Source organism: Citrobacter amalonaticus, assembly GCF_018323885.1.
GTDB classification, from domain to species: domain Bacteria; phylum Pseudomonadota; class Gammaproteobacteria; order Enterobacterales; family Enterobacteriaceae; genus Citrobacter_A; species Citrobacter_A amalonaticus.
The window spans coordinates 1,058,206-1,077,450 of the sequence record NZ_AP024585.1 but is presented as its reverse complement, the minus strand read 5'-3'; the positions used below and the strand labels follow the sequence as shown (position 1 = coordinate 1,077,450).

The 19,245-nt window shown below is 53.0% G+C and carries 17 protein-coding genes; 2 read left to right on the top strand and 15 right to left on the bottom strand.

Annotation, left to right across the window (positions count from 1 at the left end; all coding sequences use genetic code 11):
* Position 1 precedes the first annotated feature (1 nt).
* From rnhB to rpsB, 15 genes are all read right to left on the bottom strand, one after another.
* Entirely contained in the window at positions 2–598 is a 597-nt protein-coding gene (gene rnhB / locus KI228_RS05145; protein ID WP_042997857.1) for a ribonuclease HII, read from the bottom strand.
* Positions 595–1,743, bottom strand: a complete 1,149-nt coding sequence (gene lpxB, locus KI228_RS05140; RefSeq protein ID WP_042997858.1) for a lipid-A-disaccharide synthase — start codon at positions 1,741–1,743, stop codon at positions 595–597. Before lpxB ends, rnhB begins: the two co-directional genes overlap by 4 nt.
* On the bottom strand, positions 1,743–2,531 hold the full coding sequence (lpxA, locus tag KI228_RS05135) for an acyl-ACP--UDP-N-acetylglucosamine O-acyltransferase (RefSeq protein ID WP_042997859.1): 789 nt from the start codon (positions 2,529–2,531) through the stop codon (positions 1,743–1,745). The genes lpxB and lpxA overlap by 1 nt, the downstream gene beginning before the upstream one ends.
* A gap of 3 nt (positions 2,532–2,534) precedes the next feature.
* Entirely contained in the window at positions 2,535–2,990 is a 456-nt protein-coding gene (gene fabZ / locus KI228_RS05130; protein ID WP_003018528.1) for a 3-hydroxyacyl-ACP dehydratase FabZ, read from the bottom strand.
* Positions 2,991–3,093: 103 nt separating this feature from the next.
* Positions 3,094–4,119, bottom strand: a complete 1,026-nt coding sequence (lpxD, locus tag KI228_RS05125; protein ID WP_042997860.1) for a UDP-3-O-(3-hydroxymyristoyl)glucosamine N-acyltransferase — start codon at positions 4,117–4,119, stop codon at positions 3,094–3,096.
* Between the two features lie 3 nt (positions 4,120–4,122).
* Positions 4,123–4,608 (bottom strand): molecular chaperone Skp, encoded by a 486-nt coding sequence (gene skp, locus KI228_RS05120; RefSeq protein ID WP_042323679.1) that lies wholly within the window; start codon positions 4,606–4,608, stop codon positions 4,123–4,125.
* Positions 4,609–4,733: 125 nt separating this feature from the next.
* On the bottom strand, positions 4,734–7,163 hold the full coding sequence (bamA, locus tag KI228_RS05115) for an outer membrane protein assembly factor BamA (protein ID WP_044255371.1): 2,430 nt from the start codon (positions 7,161–7,163) through the stop codon (positions 4,734–4,736).
* Positions 7,164–7,194: 31 nt separating this feature from the next.
* Complete coding sequence (gene rseP / locus KI228_RS05110) at positions 7,195–8,547, bottom strand: sigma E protease regulator RseP (RefSeq protein WP_044255374.1); 1,353 nt, start codon at positions 8,545–8,547, stop codon at positions 7,195–7,197.
* 11 nt (positions 8,548–8,558) lie between these two features.
* Positions 8,559–9,416, bottom strand: coding sequence for a phosphatidate cytidylyltransferase (gene cdsA / locus KI228_RS05105; RefSeq protein WP_042997863.1), 858 nt, complete (start codon positions 9,414–9,416; stop codon positions 8,559–8,561).
* Positions 9,417–9,428: 12 nt separating this feature from the next.
* Positions 9,429–10,187, bottom strand: a complete 759-nt coding sequence (gene ispU, locus KI228_RS05100; protein ID WP_042997864.1) for a (2E,6E)-farnesyl-diphosphate-specific ditrans,polycis-undecaprenyl-diphosphate synthase — start codon at positions 10,185–10,187, stop codon at positions 9,429–9,431.
* A gap of 313 nt (positions 10,188–10,500) precedes the next feature.
* Entirely contained in the window at positions 10,501–11,697 is a 1,197-nt protein-coding gene (gene ispC, locus KI228_RS05095; RefSeq protein ID WP_061070505.1) for a 1-deoxy-D-xylulose-5-phosphate reductoisomerase, read from the bottom strand.
* Positions 11,698–11,788: 91 nt separating this feature from the next.
* Entirely contained in the window at positions 11,789–12,346 is a 558-nt protein-coding gene (gene frr, locus KI228_RS05090) for a ribosome recycling factor (RefSeq protein ID WP_042323692.1), read from the bottom strand.
* A 272-nt stretch (positions 12,347–12,618) separates the two neighbouring features.
* On the bottom strand, positions 12,619–13,344 hold the full coding sequence (gene pyrH / locus KI228_RS05085) for a UMP kinase (RefSeq protein WP_042997866.1): 726 nt from the start codon (positions 13,342–13,344) through the stop codon (positions 12,619–12,621).
* A 152-nt stretch (positions 13,345–13,496) separates the two neighbouring features.
* Positions 13,497–14,348, bottom strand: a complete 852-nt coding sequence (gene tsf, locus KI228_RS05080) for a translation elongation factor Ts (protein WP_042323696.1) — start codon at positions 14,346–14,348, stop codon at positions 13,497–13,499.
* A 259-nt stretch (positions 14,349–14,607) separates the two neighbouring features.
* The gene (gene rpsB / locus KI228_RS05075; RefSeq protein WP_012133990.1) at positions 14,608–15,333 is read right to left on the bottom strand and encodes a 30S ribosomal protein S2; all 726 of its coding nucleotides are present in this window, start codon (positions 15,331–15,333) and stop codon (positions 14,608–14,610) included.
* A 322-nt stretch (positions 15,334–15,655) separates the two neighbouring features.
* On the opposite strand from rpsB, the gene map reads away from it, so the two are divergent.
* Entirely contained in the window at positions 15,656–16,450 is a 795-nt protein-coding gene (gene map / locus KI228_RS05070) for a type I methionyl aminopeptidase (protein WP_044255381.1), read from the top strand.
* A gap of 108 nt (positions 16,451–16,558) precedes the next feature.
* On the top strand, positions 16,559–19,231 hold the full coding sequence (glnD, locus tag KI228_RS05065) for a bifunctional uridylyltransferase/uridylyl-removing protein GlnD (RefSeq protein WP_042997868.1): 2,673 nt from the start codon (positions 16,559–16,561) through the stop codon (positions 19,229–19,231).
* The last annotated feature ends 14 nt before the right edge of the window (positions 19,232–19,245 follow it).

Below are 19,245 nucleotides of genomic sequence, written 5' to 3'. Positions count from 1 at the left end.
ATCAGGACGCGAGTCCCAGTGCGCGTTTAACGGGAGCAAAACTACGTCGGTGATGCTCCGTTGCACCATGTTCAGCCAGTTTTTCCAGATGGAAAGCGGTTGGATACCCTTTGTGCTGGGCAAAACCATATTGCGGGAAAACGCTATCCAACGCGGCCATTTCGGCGTCACGCGTGACTTTTGCAAGAATAGACGCGGCGCTGATCTCCGCCACCCGACTGTCGCCCTTCACTACCGCCAGAGACGGCACAGGTAATGCCGGACAGCGATTACCATCGATCAGCACATATTCCGGCGCAATATGTAACCCCGCCACCGCTCGCTGCATGGCCAACATCGTGGCGTGGAGTATATTCAGCTCATCGATCTCGTGCGGTTCCGCACGACCGAGGCTCCAGCTCAACGCTTTTTCTTTGATTTCGTCATACAGCGCCAGACGGCGCTTTTCAGATAATTTTTTGGAATCGTTAAGACCCACAATCGGGCGAGCCGGGTCGAGGATCACGGCTGCGGTAACGACCGCGCCAACCAACGGACCACGTCCGACTTCATCCACACCCGCCACTAAGTGCGTGTGTGGATAAACAAATTCGATCATCGTGCTAACTCCAGGACCGCATCCGCCGCCTGCTCATCAGCATTACAGCGGATCTGCTGATGCAGTTCGCGGAAAGTATCGTGCATCGCATGACTGGTTTTACCGTTCGCCAGTAAGGGAAGAAGCGCCTCAGCCAGCTTTTGCGGCTCGCACTCTTCCTGCAACAGCTCTTTCACCAGTTCCCTTCCCGCCAGCAGGTTTGGCAGCGAGACATAATCTGTCTTCACCAGTCGCTTCGCCAGCCAGAACGTAAAGGGCTTCATGCGATATCCCACCACCATCGGGCATTTGGCCAGCATGCACTCGAGCGCAGCGGTACCGGATGCCAGCAACGCGGCATCGCTGGCAATCATCGCTTCTCGCGCCATCCCATCCAACATATGGACGGAAAGCGTCGGGGCGACTTCTGCTTTGATCTGCTCAAACTGCTCGCGCCGTTTGGCGTTCACCAATGGCACCACCACCTCAAGATCAGGATAGGTCTGGCGCAACAATTGGGCCGTTTTCAGGAAGTCGGCACTGAGCATTTCGACTTCCGCACCGCGACTGCCGGGTAATAACGCCAGACAGTGCGCGTCACGGGGGATCCCCAGCACATCTCGCGCCGCGTTTTTATCCGGGTCCAGAGGCATCGCGTCCGCCATGGTGTGACCGATAAAACGGCACGGCACGTTGTACTTGTCGTAAAACGCTTTTTCGAAAGGCAGAAAAGCCAGAACCATATTGGTGGATCTGCCTATTTTGAAAACGCGTTTCTGTCGCCACGCCCAGACGGACGGACTGACGTAATGAATCGTTTTGATACCCTGTTTTTTCAGATTCCCTTCGAGGGTGATATTGAAATCGGGTGCATCTATACCAACGAAAACATCGGGCTGCAGCTCAGTGAATCGACGAGTCAGATCGGCGCGGATATGCAGCAGACGACGCAGGCGTCCAAGCACTTCCACAATGCCCATCACCGCCAGTTCTTCCATTTCATACCAGGCTTCACAGCCTTCGGCCTGCATACGTGGGCCTGCGACGCCGACAAAACGCGCGTCGGGAACACGCGCCTTCAGCGCCCGGATTAAGCCAGCACCAAGAATATCGCCGGAGGTTTCTCCGGCGACCAGGGCAATCGTTAAGGGGCGCTGCTCAGCCATTAACGAATCAGACCGCGCGTTGAGCGGGCAAAGAAATCGCTGAACGCCTGTACTTCCGGATACTGCTTCGCCAGTTCGGCGATTTCCGGTTTTACATCTTCCAGCGTTTTGCCACTACGGTACAACGCTTTGTAAGCATTGCGGATGGCGGTGATCGCTTCGCGAGTAAATCCGCGACGCTTCAGCCCTTCGATGTTGACGCCAAACGGCGTCGCGTGGTTGCCCTGCGCAATAACGTACGGCGGAACGTCCTGAGCAACGCCAGAACAGCCGCCAACCATCACGTGTGCACCAATAATGCAGAACTGGTGCACAGCGGTCATGCCACCGATGATGACATAATCATCCAGCGAGACGTGACCCGCTAGCGTAGCGTTATTCGCCAGAATACAGCGATCTCCTATTGTGCAATCGTGTGCCACATGGGCATTGATCATCAGTAAGTTATCGCTGCCCACCTTCGTCAATCCACCGCCCTGCACTGTGCCACGATGAATGGTAACGCTTTCGCGAATGCGGTTACGATCGCCAATTTCCACACGGGTCGGTTCACCAGCATATTTCAGATCCTGGTTCACTTCGCCAATGGAGGCGAACTGATATATCTCGTTATCGCGGCCAATTTTGGTATGACCATTCACGACAACGTGAGACTTCAGTACGGTACCCTCACCAATTTCAACATGGGGTCCAACAAGGCAAAAAGGACCAATGTGAACGTTAGCGCCAAGTGAAGCGCCCTCTTCCACAATGGCGGTCGGATGAACAAAGGCGGAATTATCAATCACGTATCAGGCCTCCCGGCTACGAGCGCACATCATCGTTGCTTCGCAAACTACTTTACCGTCGACCAGAGCAACCCCTTTGAAGCGGGTCAGGCCACGGCGCGTTTTCTCGAAAGTGACTTCCATGATCATCTGATCGCCTGGCACGACAGGACGCTTAAAGCGCGCTTCATCGATACCGGCGAAATAATAGAGTTCTCCCGGCTCCAGTTTACCAACGCTTTTAAACGCCAGAATACCGGTAGCCTGTGCCATGGCTTCCAGAATCAGCACGCCAGGGAAAATCGGTTTACCCGGGAAATGCCCCTGGAAAAACGGCTCGTTAACGGAGACATTTTTCACTGCGCGCAGAAAACGACCTTCTTCAAAGTCCAGCACGCGATCAACCAGTAAAAACGGAAAACGGTGCGGCAGAAGTTCTAAAATCTCTTCAATATGCAGAGTATGAGTGTTAGTAGTCAAAATACTCTTCCTGTCCAAATATGCTAAAAGCCAATAATAACACGGCCTGCCGCAATCGTATGAATGCCGACAGGCCGTAAAGTATGTGTGACCGGGTGAGAGTTTAGTCTTGTTGATTAACCTTGCGCTCAATGGCTTTGAGGCGCTTGCTCATATCATCAATGTTCATCACCAGTGCGGCTGTCTTACGCCATACTTTATTAGGTTGCAGCGGAATGCCTGAGGAATAGACGCCAGGTTCAGTGATGGGACGCATCACCATTCCCATGCCCGTCACGGTAACCTTGTCGCATATTTCCATATGCCCGTTGATTACGCTGGCACCGCCGATCATGCAATAACGGCCAATCTTCAGGCTACCCGCCATGATGACGCCACCGGCAACTGCCGTATTGTCGCCAATCACAACGTTATGTGCAATCTGACACTGGTTATCAATGATAACCCCATTGCCGATCACAGTATCATCCAGCGCGCCACGGTCGATGGTGGTACAGGCGCCGATCTCCACACGATCGCCAATAATAACGCGACCTAACTGCGGGATCTTCACCCAGTTGCCGCGATCGTTGGCATAGCCAAAACCGTCAGCACCGATGACCGTACTGGACTGGATCAGGCAATTCTCACCGATCTGAATGTCGTGGTAAACCGATACATTCGCCCACAGACGCGAACCGGCCCCAATTTTCGTATTTTTCCCGACGAAGCAGCCCGGGCCGATAACCACGTTATCGCCAAGCTCCACGCCAGACTCAATCACCGCATTTGCGCCAATTGAAACATTGCTACCCAGCGTTGCCGTCGCATCAACCACTGCACTCGGTGCAATGTTCTGTGCCGGCTGCGGCGTGGTATCTAAAATTTGCGCCATTCGCGCATACGTCAGGTAAGGATTTTTCACTACCAGCGCAGCACTCTTAGCAAAAGGAAGATCGTCCTGCGTCATGACAACGGCAGACGCCTGGCATAAGGCCAGGTGCTCACGGTATTTTGGATTCACCATGAAGGTGATGTGACCCGTTTGCGCAGATTGCATGGACGCAACGCCGGTGATGACGATATCGCCATCACCGTGTAATTCTGCATCCAACTGTTCTGCTAAATCAGCCAGTCGAATTGAAGGCATTACTTATTTAACCTGTTTCAGTACGTCAGCGGTGATGTCTTTTACATCGCTGCTGTTATAAGCAACGGTGTTTGCGTCAACGACCAGATCGATGCTCTGGCTGCTCGCAACAGATTTCACTGCAGTCTGGATACGGGTAACCAGTTTGCCACGTTCTTCGTTGGAACGACGTGCACGATCCTGCTCAAAAGCCTGCGCTTTCTGAGAGAAGGTCTGGCGCTGAGCCATCACGTCTTTTTCCAGCTTAGTACGATCGCTGCCCGCTTTCATGGACTGCAGACGCTGCATTTTAGATTGCAGATCGGATTCCATACGCTGCAGTTCGCTCGCGCGGCCTTTAAACTCATTTTCCAACGTGTTGGAAACACCGGTCTTCTGTGCAACCTGCTGGAACAGGCTACCCATGTTGACGATAGCAATTTTGTCAGCAGCCTGTGCAGACGTAACCATTGCTAAACCGAGACCTGCCGCTAATAACCACTTTTTCACAATAAACTCCTTACCATCCCATTTGCACCCGAAGGTGCAGTTCTTTGCGTGGCCAGGCGATCCCATGCAAGATGATCGCCTTAAGTCATCGCTACACTACCATTACATTCCTTTGCGAAGAACAATTACCAGGTTTTACCAATGTTAAACTGGAACTGCTCTTTTTTGTCTCCATCGTAATCCTTAAACGGCTGGGCGTAGGAGAAGACCAACGGCCCCAATGGGGACATCCATTGTAATGCGATACCAGCAGACATACGGATATTGCTTGGATCACTGTAGTCTGGATAACCGGAATATGCACTTGAATCCCAGTTAGTATCCCAGACGGTACCCATATCCCAGAAGAACGAAGTACGTACCGAGTTGGCGTATTTATCACTGATGAACGGCGTTGGGGTAATGAACTCCAAGCTGGCGACAGCCATGGCGTTACCGCCCACTGCATCATCCGATTTACACGGCGCCGATTGCGTGCTTTCACATTCGTTATCGTAGTCGCTATCGCCATCATGACGACTGCTGGATGGATAATAAACGGCTTTCGGACCAATGGTATTGGACTGGAAGCCACGCACGGTGCTGGAGCCACCGGCATAGAAGTTCTCATAGAACGGCATCTCTTTACCGCCGATTCCATCCCCATAACCCCAACGGGTACGACCGAGGACCACCCACTTATGATCGTCGTCGATCGGTACGTAGGTTGCGGTATCCAGTGTCGCTTTGTAGAACTCGTTATCAGAGCCAGGGATCGTCACCTTACCGTTCAGGTTGATACGCGTCCCTTCCGTCGGGAAGAAGCCACGGTCAAGCTTGTTATAAGTCCAGCCATAGTTGAAGGTGAAGTCGTTGGCGCTAAAGGAGTTGCGGTCATTCGATTCACTCGGGTATTCACCCACGGAGTTCAAATAACGCCACATCGCGACCTGCGGCTGCATATTAGACAGGGAGTTATGCACATACCCTAAACCCGCACGCAGGGTGTTGTATTCGTTGACCGGGAAGCCCAGCGTGACGTCTGTACCATAACTTTTGTTGGTATAGTCAGACAGATCCGCATCGTTCGCATCAAAGTCGTTATAGAAGATGCGCCCACCCAGACTCACGCCATCAACAGTGAAGTACGGGTTGGTGACGGACAGTTCGCTGTAGGTCTGGTAATCGTTCTTGGTACCGTTAATCCCTACCGCGTAACCCGTGCCCAGCCAGTTATCCTGCTGAACACCGGCCTGGAAGCTTACCCCGCTTTCCGTACCGTAACCGACACCAAAGTTAAAGCTACCGGTGTTACGCTCTTTCACCTTATAGACCACGTCAACCTGGTCCGGGCTGCCCGGAACACGCTGCGTGTCGGTGTCGACCGTTTCAAAGTAACCCAGACGGTTCAGACGCTCTTTACCCTGATCAACCATATCACTGCCCAGCCATGCCCCTTCCATCTGGCGCATTTCGCGACGCAGGACGGCATCTTTGGACGTGTCGTTACCTTCAAAACGGATCTTACGCACGTAGAAACGGTTACCCGCATCAACGTTTACGCGCAGCATAACGGTTTTGTCAGTATCGTTGATTTCCGGCTGTGACTGAACACGCGGATAGGCGTAACCATAGCGACCCAGAAGCTTCTTAATATCATCTTCCATTTTGGTCACTTTGGTGCCGTTATAGAGTTCACCCGGCTCAATTTTGGTCAGGCTTTCGATCTCCGCAGAGTGCCCCGCCAGGTTCCCCGTTACCTGAACGCCAGAAAGCTTATACTGCTCGCCTTCCGTGATGTTCACGGTAATGTAGATCCCTTTCTTATCCGGGGTCAGGCTGACCTGCGTTGAGTCGATGTTGAAACGCGCGTAACCGCGATCCAGGTAGTAACTGCGCAGGGTTTCAAGGTCACCCGCCAGTTTCTGCTTCTGGTATTTGCGATCGCCAACAACGTTCCACCACGGAACTTCATCACGCAACTGGAAGTGAGAGATCAGTTCATCCGTGCTGAAGGCATGATTACCGACGATATTGATCTGCTGGATCTTCGCCGATACCCCTTCCTGGAACACCAGTTTAAGGTCAACACGGTTACGCGGCAGTGGCGTGACAACGGCTTTCACGCTGGCACTGTATTTACCGACGCTGTAGTAGAAGTCTTCCAGACCTTTCTCGATATCGGCAATGGTGGTGCGATCCAAAGATTCGCCAACACGCACGCCAGAAGCCTCGAGGTTTTGCTTCAGCATGTCATCTTTCACCGATTTGTTACCGGAGAAGGTGATGCTGGCAATAGTCGGACGTTCTTTTACCTGAACCAGAAGCGTATCGCCATCGCGAAGGACACGAACATCCTCAAAGTTGCCAGTGGCAAACAGTGCGCGAATGGTATTACTGATATCTTCATCATTAACCGTGTCGCCTGTGCGCACCGGCATACTGAGGAGGGCCGCACCAACGGCGACACGCTGCAGGCCTTCGAAATGAATGTCCTTCACTACGAACCCTTCAGCACCGTATACGGTCGCGCTGCTAAACAGCAGCGACGCTATGAGCAACTTTTTCATCGCCATCGTTATTATGCGTTCTTCCTAACTAACTCTCTTACAACCGAGAGAAATCATTGAAAAGTGCAAGCCCCATTAACAGCACCAGCAATATCGAGCCAATGCGATAACTAAAGTCTTGAACCCGCTCGGATACCGGTCCGCCCTTAAGCTTTTCAATCGCCAGGAACAGCAGATGCCCCCCGTCAAGAACGGGCAACGGAAACAGGTTGATTATCCCTAAGTTCACGCTAATCAGCGCAAGGAACATCAGATAATAAATCACCCCGAACTCCGCTGACATCCCAGCCCCCTGAGCGATAGAAATCGGCCCACTGAGGTTGTTCAGTTTCACATCACCGGTTATCAATTTTCCCAGCATACTGACCGTCAGCTTCATCAACTGCCACGTTTTATCCGTGGCCTGTGCAATGGCGCTGAATGGTCCATACTGGCGTACTGTCTTGTACTCATCCGGCAGAGGAATGATTTTCGGCACAACACCGGCAAACCCTTCTGCCTTCCCATTACCCGGTTTCGAATCCGGAATTAATGTTAAAGACAAGGCACTGCCCTGCCTTTCAATTTCCAGCGCTAATGGCTGACCCGGATTATCGCGCACCAGGTTCACGAACGTCATCCACTGCGTTAGCGGTTGACCATCGACTTTAACGATCCTGTCGCCAGCTTGCAAACCCGCCTTACTTGCGGCGGACTGAGCCTGGACTTCTGACAGCACCGGTTCAATCTGTGGTCCGCGCGGTCGAATCCCTAAAGAAGATACAGGATCTTCCTTATCAGGCTCAAATGCCCACTGCCGCAAATCCAGCGTTTTTTCCTGTCGCTGGTTGCTGCCGAAAGGCGCCACGCTGATTGTCGTCTGTTCGTCGCCAATTTTTGCGACCAACTGTAAACGCACTGCGTCCCAATCAGGGGTTTCGATACCATCAACGGCTTTAAGTTCCGTGCCAGGAATAATTTGCGCCTGAGCGGCAATCGAGTTGGGCGTAATTTCACCAACAACCGGACGAACACCGGGGACGCCGATGATAAACACCAGCCAGTAAGCGAAGATGGCAAAGAGGAAATTGGCAACCGGACCGGCGGCAATGATCGCGGCGCGCTGGCCGACGGTTTTATTGTTGAAAGCGTGGTGGCGCAGCTCCGGGATCACCGGTTCCGCGCGCTCATCCAGCATTTTGACATAGCCGCCCAGCGGGATCAGGGCGATGACATATTCGGTCCCAGACCGATCGGTACGGCGCCAGAGCGCTTTACCAAATCCAATGGAAAAGCGCTCGACACGGACACCGCAGCGCCGGGCAACCCAGAAATGACCAAATTCATGCACGGTGATCAGCACACCCAGTGCGACAATGAATGCAGCCAGATTCCAGAGAATACTCAGCATAAAACCTTCCGTTAAAGCGTCTTGAATACCAGTAACAACAGGCAAGCAAAGACCGGTACTGCCGCCGTCAGGCTGTCAATACGGTCCAGAATACCACCGTGTCCTGGAATCAAATGACCGCTGTCTTTAATTCCTGCTTCACGCTTAAACATGCTCTCAGTCAGATCGCCCAGCACGGAGGCCAGCGCAGCGACAATAGAACAGATTAATAAGGTGACAGGCGCAACATCCAGATTCGCCCACATGCCGTAACCCCAGGAGATCACAGCCGCTGTGGCAAGGCCACCAAAAAAGCCCTGCCAGGTTTTCCCCGGCGACACTTTCGGCGCCAGTTTATGTTTGCCAAACAGTTTGCCAAACATATACGCCCCGGAGTCCGCCCCCCAGACCAGGATCATGACATAGAGCAGCCATATTGCGCCACTGTAATGATTCTCGTCATAGTGCCATGCACGCAGCGCCAGCATTCCCCAGAAGAAGGGAACGATCGTGAGCACGCCAAAAATTATGCGTAATGTCTTCGAATTACGCCAGATCGTCGCCGAGTCGGGGTAAAAAAACACCAGCACTAACGCAACAACCCACCAGCCCAGCGATGCCCACAACGAGGCTTCGACCATCGGCTGATGAATATTATGATGATATTCCGGCAACAGAAACAGCATCAGTGCGAGCAATAGCCCACACAGCACCGCCAGCCAGACGCGTTGCGTGCGCGTGGCAAAACCGCTTAACTGTCCCCATTCCCACGCGGCCAGCATACAAACAACCAACGTCACAATGGCGAACCCCACCGGCGGCAGCAGAAACAGCGCCGCGATGACCACGGGTATTAAAACGAAAGCAGAAATTAGGCGATACTTCAGCAAAAGCGACCCCCATCAGGCTTTGTCATCACCGGGCTCGGTGCCGCCGAAACGACGCTCTCGATTAGCAAAGGCATGCAGTGCACCTTCAAAGTCTTGTTCATCGAAATCGGGCCAAAGAACATCTGTAAAGTAAAGTTCGGCATAGGCAATTTGCCAAAGCAAAAAGTTACTTATTCGATGCTCTCCCCCAGTCCTAATTACTAAATCCACCGGAGCCAGTTCATGCATACAGATTTGTTGGTTGAGCATGTCTTCATCAATCTGATCAGGACGCAGTAAACCTTCCTGCACCTGTTCTGCCAGTTGTCTGACTCCCTGGACAATGTCCCAACGTCCGCCGTAATTCGCCGCAATATTCAGCGTCAGCCCGGTATTCTGGGCGGTAAGCGCTTCGGACTTACGAATACGTTCTTGCAAACGCGAGTTAAATCGACTGGTGTCGCCAATAATGCGCAGGCGGACGTTATGGCGATGCAGGCTTTTCACTTCACTATCAAGCGCCCACACAAATAGCTCCATTAACGCACTCACTTCCTGCGCCGGTCGGTTCCAGTTTTCACTACTAAAGGCATACAGCGTTAACGCATCAATACCATTGTTGGCAGCAAAAGAGACGGCACGGCGGACGGATTTCGCTCCGGCCTTATGCCCAAATGCGCGAATCTTCCCTTGCTTTTTCGCCCAGCGACCATTGCCATCCATAATGATCGCGACATGGCGACAGCCATGTGCAGGCAAATTTTCGCTTACTGGTTGAGTTGCAGACAACATAACGCGTTTATAGTCCCTGAAAGGATTTAGCGGTACTCAGGAATACTGAAGCCTTTTGCTCTTCATCCTTCAGGCTGCCTCTTCGTTGGCTGTGATCATTCGCCTCAGTCACATACTCTTTGTATGCGCCTGGAAACTCATTCACTTGCCACCTTGATGCAACCTGAATGATTTTGTGCATCCACAAAAAAGCCGTGTCAAACCACGGCTTACCTGACCGAAAAAAGCCAAATACCTGCGATCAGGTGGCGCAGACTATATCACTGAAGCACAACGCTAACAAATAGCACGATCTCCTCCGGGAGGATAATCCTCAGCTTGCGAGTCGCATCACTTGTTTTCTGGCGACTTCTCGCGCAATCGCATCGACCTTAAGTACGTCATCGACGCTCTGCGGTTCTTGTAGATCCATCTGCTCCAGCACGGCTAAATTGAGATCGGCGATATCGGTAAAGCGTATTTCTTCAGCAAGAAATGCAGCAACGACAATTTCATTGGCTGCATTCAGCGCGGTTGTAGCGGCCTGCCCCTGCTCAAACGCCTCCATCGCCAGTTTCAGGCACGGGTAACGTTGGTAATCCGGCGCGCTAAACGTCAACGCACTGAGTTTGCAGAAATCGAGCGGTGCAACACCAGAGGTTACGCGATTCGGCCAGGCCATCGTATGTGCGATAGGCGTGCGCATGTCTGGCTCACCCAGTTGCGCCAGAACGCTGCCGTCCTGATAACGCACCATCGAGTGAATCACCGACTGCGGGTGAATCAGCACTTCCATCTGACGGGCACTGGTGTTAAACAACCAACGCGCTTCAATGTATTCCAGACCTTTATTCATCATAGTGGCTGAGTCGACGGAGATCTTACGTCCCATCGACCAGTTCGGATGACGGCATGCCTGATCGGGCGTCATCGACACCAGTTCATGCAGCGGCGTTTCCCGGAACGGGCCACCAGACCCGGTAAGCAAAACGGACATCACGCCATTCTGCTCCAGGTCAGCGTATCCCAGATTGTGTTGAATGGGTTGGGGCATACTCTGAAAAATAGCGTTATGTTCGCTGTCTACCGGTAAAAGTCGGGCTTTACTGTGCTTCACGGCGTCCATGAACAGGCGTCCACAGGTCACCAAAGATTCTTTGTTTGCCAGCAGAATGGTTTTCCCCGCGCGAATGGCGGCAAGCGTTGGCAGCAGGCCCGCCGCGCCAACGATGGCCGCCATGACCTGATCGACCTCATCAAGCGCCGCCATATCACAAGCCGCCTGTTGCCCGCTGAGAACGTCCGTATGGCTACCATGCTGCTTTAGCGCGTCATTGAGAAGGCGCGCGCTGGCGTCATCGTCCATCACGGCATAACGCGGGGAGAATTCCAGGCACTGCTCCACCATACGGCTGACATTTTTACCTGCCACCAGCGCGATAACGCGGAAGTGCTCAGGGTTTTGACGCACCACGTCCAGCGTGCTGCAACCGATAGAGCCGGTCGAACCCAGAATGGTTAATTGCTTCATCAAACATCCGAAAAAAGAGACAGGATAAAAAGCAAAACGCCGCCAGCCGATCGTATGATCTTCTGAGCGGCGTTTTGAGCGTACAGTGGAATCAGAACTGCATCAGTTCTGCTTCTTTATCTGCCAGCGCCGCATCCACTTTCTTGATGGCGGCATCCGTCATTTTCTGTACGTCGTCCTGAGAACGGCGATCGTCATCTTCGCTGATCTCTTTGTCTTTCAGCAGTGCTTTCACTTTGTCGTTCGCGTCACGGCGGACGTTACGTACGGCAACACGCGCCTGTTCAGCTTCACCACGAACGATTTTCGTCAGATCTTTACGACGCTCTTCCGTCAGCGGAGGCAGCGGAACGCGAATATCGCTGCCTGCGGAGCTCGGGTTCAGACCGAGGTCAGAAGCCATAATCGCTTTCTCAACGGCTGGGCTCATGGAGCGATCAAACACGTTGATTTTCAGGGTACGGGAATCTTCTACCGTTACGCTTGCCAGCTGACGCAGCGGCGTTGGCGTGCCGTAATATTCCACGACAATGCCATCCAGCAGGCTGGGAGAAGCACGACCCGTGCGTATTTTGCTGATTTGGTTTTTGAACGCTTCTACGCATTTTTCCATGCGTACTTCAGCATCTTTTCTGATATCGCTAATCACGTTACGAATCCTTGGATACTAGTCTCAGTCAGACCAGACAGCACACAATACACTTCATCCTTCAAGCTGCCTCTGCGTTGACTGCAAGCGTTCACTCCAGTCACGTACTCAGGTACGCTCCTGGAGATTCACGCTCTTGTCGCCTTGACGCAGCATGAATGACTTTGTGTATTCAGAATGTGCTCAGTATAGTCTCGTTTAATTTATGACACAGGATATAAAAGTCCCGCCGGGTAAAGGCAAATCTTACCCGTAATTGGCCAATACGGGAATTATTCCGTAATTAATGTGCCTTCTTTTTCACCCATGACGACACGACGCAGTGCGCCAGGTTTGTTCATGTTAAAGACACGAATCGGCAATTTGTGGTCACGCGCCAGCGTAAACGCCGCCAGATCCATCACTTTCAGTTCTTTATCCAGAACTTCATTGTAGGTCAACTGCTCGTACATCGTAGCAGCAGGATCTTTCGCCGGATCGGCAGTAAAGACGCCATCGACTTTCGTCGCTTTCAGCACCACGTCGGCTTCGATTTCAATGCCACGCAGGCACGCCGCAGAGTCAGTGGTGAAGAAAGGATTACCGGTACCCGCAGAGAGGATAACCACGCGGTTATTACGCAGCAGGCTGATAGCCTCTGCCCAGCTGTAGTTGTCGCATACGCCATTCAGTGGGATAGCGGACATCAGGCGGGCGTTCACATAGGCGCGGTGAAGCGCATCGCGCATTGCCAGGCCGTTCATCACGGTGGCCAGCATGCCCATGTGGTCGCCCACAACGCGGTTCATACCCGCTTTCGCCAGACCAGCACCACGGAACAAGTTACCGCCACCAATCACCACACCAACCTGAATCCCCAGTTCAACCAGTTCTTTGATTTCCTGAGCCATACGATCCAGTATGCTTGCGTCAATACCGAAGCCTTCCGAACCCTGCAGAGCTTCGCCACTTAACTTAAGCAGAATGCGTTTATAGACGGGTTTTGCATTGGTAGCCATGTTTCTTTCCTGAGACTGTCAACGATTAAAAATGGGGGTAAATTCTGGCGACAATGATATGTCGCTACTCAGTACAACGAAATAAGAGCCATACTGATTTTGCGAGACGGGTGACAAAAAGAAGCCGCCCTCAGGCGGCTCCTTTTCGACAATTAAGACTGCTTGGACATCGCAGCAACTTCTGCTGCAAAGTCAGTCTCAACTTTCTCGATGCCTTCGCCCACTTCGAAGCGGATGAAGCCAGTAACGTCAGCGTTGTGCTCTTTCAGCAGCTGACCAACAGACTTGCTTGGCTCCATAACGAAAGGCTGACCCGTCAGAGAAACTTCGCCGGTGAATTTCTTCATGCGGCCTTCAACCATTTTCTCTGCGATTTCTTTCGGCTTACCAGACTGCATCGCGATGTCCAGCTGAACCTGGTATTCTTTTTCTACCACTTCAGCAGACACGTCTTCCGGCTTAACAAATTCAGGCTTGCTTGCAGCAACGTGCATTGCCAGCTGCTTAACCAGTTCTTCGTCTGCGCCTTTAGCGGCAACCAGAACACCGATGCGCGCACCGTGCTGGTAGCTACCCAGAACGTCACCTTCCAGGGAAGCGATACGGCGGATGTTGATGTTCTCACCGATTTTCGCTACCAGGGCAACGCGCTCTTCTTCGAACTGCGCTTTCAGCACTTCAACGTCAGTGATTTTGCCAGCAACAGCGGCATCCAGCACTTTGTCAGCAAATGCCTGGAAACCACCATCTTTAGCAACGAAGTCAGTCTGGCAGTTAACTTCCAGAATGAAAGCGATGTTGCCGTCGATTTTGGTTTTGATCACGCCGTCAGCAGCAACGTTGCCTGCTTTTTTCGCCGCTTTGATAGCGCCGGACTTACGCATGTTTTCGATTGCCAGCTCGATGTCGCCATTAGCTTCAGTCAGTGCTTTTTTGCAATCCATCATGCCTGCGCCAGTACGCTCACGCAGCTCTTTTACCAGGGATGCGGTAATTTCAGCCATTCTAAAATCCTCGGAAGATTTGATCTGCCCGGCGTCAAACCGCACAGATTTAAAAGTGAAAAAGGGGGCCATATACAGGCCCCCTAACCAAACATGATACTACCTGGTTTATAAGGGCTCTTCCCCTTCATATTCCGAACCGCAGGAGCGTTTTCTTCGCTCGCTCATCCCAGTCACTTACTGATGTAAGCTCCCGGGAATTCTCGAGCTTGCCGCCTTCCTGCAACTCGCACTATTTCAGGGAAGTTATCAAGCCTTATTATTCAGCTTCTACGAAGCTTTCTTCCGCCTGGGAAGCCAGATCCTGAGAACGGCCTTCACGAACGGTTGCAGCAACAGCGCCCAGGTACAGGCTAACAGCACGGATTGCGTCGTCGTTACCCGGGATAACGAAGTCAACACCATCCGGATCAGAGTTGGTATCAACGATAGCAAATACCGGAATACCCAGGTTGTTTGCTTCTTTGATAGCAATGTGCTCGTGGTCAGCATCGATGACGAACAGAGCGTCCGGCAGACCGCCCATGTCTTTGATACCGCCCAGGCTGTTTTCCAGTTTCTCAAGCTCACGAGTACGCATCAGCGCTTCTTTCTTGGTCAGCTTTTCGAAAGTACCGTCCTGAGACTGAGTTTCCAGGTCTTTCAGACGTTTGATGGACTGACGAACGGTTTTCCAGTTAGTCAGCATACCGCCCAGCCAGCGATGGTTCACGAAGAACTGGTCGCAGCTGTTAGCAGCGTCTTTCACCGCTTCGCTTGCAGCGCGTTTAGTACCAACGAAAAGGATTTTACCTTTACGAGAAGCAATCTTGTTCAGTTCAGCCAGCGCTTCGTTGAACATCGGTACAGTTTTCTCAAGGTTGATGATGTGAACTTTGTTACGCGCACCGAAGATGAACGGCTTCATTTTCGGGTTCCAGTAACGGGTCTGGTGACCGAAGTGAACACCAGCCTTGAGCATGTCGCGCATGGAAACAGTTGCCATGATTAAAACCTCTATAGATAAAGTTGGGGTTATGCCTCCACGTATCCCATATTACCGACCCCAAAGGGCACCCCGGAATATGTGCCGATACGTGTGTGTTGTTACACAAAGTGAGATTTGTCGCTTCCGTCCATTCTGTGTATACGAAATGAGATCGGAAGTCCGGCGCGCTTTATACCACAAATACGCCGTGGACACCAATAATTGTTGGCTTGCTGTGCTGTTAATGATTCTCAATTTGGCAGCATGTATGCTGGACTGATACCATTGACAGCACTTACACAATTATTGTCGAAATAATCGACACTGATGGACAGAATTCATGGCTATCTCAATCAAGACCCCTGAAGAAATCGAAAAAATGCGCGTCGCGGGCCGTCTGGCCGCGGAAGTGCTGGAGATGATCGAACCGTATATCAAACCGGGCGTTAGCACGGGTGAACTGGATCGTATCTGTAACGACTACATCGTTAACGAGCAACATGCGATCTCGGCCTGTCTCGGCTATCACGGTTATCCGAAATCCGTCTGCATCTCTATTAATGAAGTGGTATGTCACGGGATTCCGGATGATGCCAAACATCTGAAAGATGGCGATATCGTCAACATCGACGTGACCGTCATTAAAGACGAGTACCACGGCGATACCTCCAAAATGTTTATCGTTGGCAAACCGACCATACTGGGCGAGCGTCTGTGCCGCGTCACCCAGGAAAGCCTGTATCTGGCGTTGCGAATGGTGAAACCAGGTATCCGTCTGCGTACGCTCGGTGCGGCGATCCAGAAATATGCGGAAGGAGAAGGTTTCTCCGTGGTGCGTGAATACTGCGGACACGGCATTGGTCGTGGCTTCCACGAAGAGCCGCAGGTGCTGCACTATGATGCGGATGACGGCGGCGTGGTGCTGAAACCGGGCATGACCTTTACCATCGAACCGATGCTCAACGCCGGTGATTACCGTATCCGCACAATGAAAGACGGCTGGACGGTCAAAACCAAAGACCGGAGCTTGTCTGCACAATACGAGCATACTATTGTGGTGACCGATAACGGCTGTGAAATTCTGACGTTACGTAAGGATGACACCATCCCGGCGGTCATTACGCACGACGCATAACTTTTTTGCCTGATGGCGCTCTCGCTTATCAGGCCTACAAATGGCACTATTCCGTAGGCCGGATAAGGCACTTTCGCCATATCCGGCTTTTTTAATGGGTGGCGCATAATGAATACACTTCCTGAACAACACGCGAATACCGCACTCCCCACCCTCCCCGGTCAGCCGCAGAACCCGGGGACCTGGTCTCGCGACGAACTCACCGTCGCCGGAATCAAAACGCATATCGACGCGTTCCAGCAATGGCTGGGCGATGCCTTCGACAGCGGGATTTCCGCCGAACAGCTGATTGAAGCCCGGACCGAGTTTATCGACCAGTTGCTGCAACGTCTGTGGATCGACGCCGGTTTTGGACAGATTGCCGATCTGGCGCTGGTCGCCGTCGGTGGCTACGGACGCGGTGAGCTTCACCCGCTTTCCGATATCGACCTGCTCATCCTGAGTCGTAAAAAATTACCGGACGATCAGGCGCAAAAGGTCGGCGAGCTGCTGACATTGCTGTGGGACGTCAAACTGGAGGTCGGGCACAGCGTACGTACGCTGGAAGAATGCCTGCTGGAAGGCTTGTCGGACCTGACCGTCGCCACCAACCTGATTGAAACCCGTCTGTTGATTGGCGACGTGGCCCTTTTTCTGGCGCTGCAAAAACATATCTTCAGCGAAGGTTTCTGGCCCTCCGACAAGTTCTACGCCGCCAAAGTGGAAGAGCAGCATCAGCGCCACCAGCGCTATCACGGCACCAGCTATAACCTCGAGCCGGATATCAAAAGTAGCCCCGGCGGTCTGCGCGATATCCACACGCTGCAGTGGGTCGCCCGTCGCCATTTCGGCGCTACCTCGCTCGACGAAATGGTCGGCTTCGGCTTTTTGACTCAGGCAGAGCGCGCTGAGCTCAACGAGTGCCTGCACATTCTGTGGCGCATTCGTTTTGCCCTGCATTTAGTGGTCAGTCGTTACGATAACCGCCTGCTGTTCGATCGCCAGTTGAGCGTCGCTCAGCGCCTGAACTACAGTGGCGAAGGCAACGAGCCGGTTGAGCAGATGATGAAGGATTACTTCCGCGTCACCCGCCGCGTCACGGAACTCAACCAGATGCTGCTGCAGCTGTTTGACGAAGCGATCCTCGCGCTGTCCGCCGACGAAAAGCCGCGTCCTATTGATGACGATTTTCAACTGCGCGGCACGCTGATCGATCTGCGTCAGGACGATCTGTTCATCCGCGAACCGGAAGCGATCCTGCGGATGTTCTACACCATGGTACGCAACAGTGCGATCACCGGGATCTACTCCACCACCCTGCGCCATCTGCGCCATGCGCGCCGCCATCTGAATCAGCCGCTGTGTTATATCCCGGAGGCGCGATCGCTGTTTCTCAGTATGCTGCGCCATCCTGGCGCAGTCAGCCGTGGCCTGCTGCCGATGCACCGCCATAGCGTGCTGTGGGCCTACATGCCGCAGTGGTCACGGATTGTCGGGCAGATGCAATTTGACTTGTTCCATGCTTACACGGTGGACGAACACACGATTCGCGTGATGCTGAAGCTGGAAAGTTTTGCCAAAGAAGAGACCCGTCAACGCCACCCATTGTGCGTGGATCTCTGGCCGCGTCTGCGCCAGCCTGAGCTCATTTTTATCGCCGCGCTGTTCCATGATATTGCCAAAGGACGCGGAGGCGACCACTCGGTGCTGGGCGCACAGGACGTGCTCAAGTTTGCGGAACTGCACGGCCTGAACTCGCGCGAAACGCAGCTGATTGCCTGGCTGGTTCGCCAGCACCTGCTGATGTCGGTGACCGCTCAGCGCCGGGATATTCAGGATCCCGAAGTGATTAAGCAGTTCGCCGAAGAAGTACAGACGGAACATCGCCTGCGCTTCCTGGTTTGCCTGACGGTGGCGGATATATGCGCCACTAACGAAACGCTATGGAACAGCTGGAAGCAAAGTTTGCTGCGCGAGCTGTACTTCGCCACGGAAAAACAGCTGCGTCGGGGAATGCAAAACACGCCGGATATGCGTGAACGCGTGCGCCATCACCAGTTGCAGGCGCTGGCGCTGCTGCGGATGGATAACATTGATGAAGAAGCATTGCACCATATCTGGTCGCGCTGTCGCGCCAACTACTTCGTGCGCCACAGCCCGAACCAGCTGGCCTGGCATGCGCGTCATCTGTTGCAGCACGATCTCAGCGAGCCGCTAATTCTGCTCAGCCCGCAGGCAACACGCGGCGGGACGGAAATCTTCATCTGGAGTCCGGATCGCCCGTATCTGTTTGCCGCCGTTTGCGCCGAGCTGGACCGACGTAACCTCAGCGTCCACGATGCGCAGATTTTCACCACCCGCGATGGCATGGCGATGGATACCTTTATTGTACTGGAACCGGACGGCAGCCCGCTGTCGTCAGACAGGCATGAAGCCATCCGCTTTGGGCTGGAACAGGCAATCACCCAGCGCAGCTGGCAGCCGCCGCAGCCGCGCCGACAGCCGGCAAAATTACGCCACTTTACCGTCGATACCGAGGTCACATTCCTGCCCACGCACACCGACCGCAAATCGTTCCTCGAGCTTATCGCGCTCGATCAGCCAGGTCTGCTGGCGCGGGTCGGGCAAATTTTTGCCGATCTGGGAATTTCGCTTCATGGCGCCCGAATTACAACCATTGGTGAGCGAGTAGAAGATTTATTCATAATCGCTACAGCAGACCGGCGTGCACTTAATAATGCGCTGCAGCAGGAAGTGCATCAACGGTTGACAGAGGCCCTCAATCCAAACGATAAAGGGTAGTGTGTTTATTTATA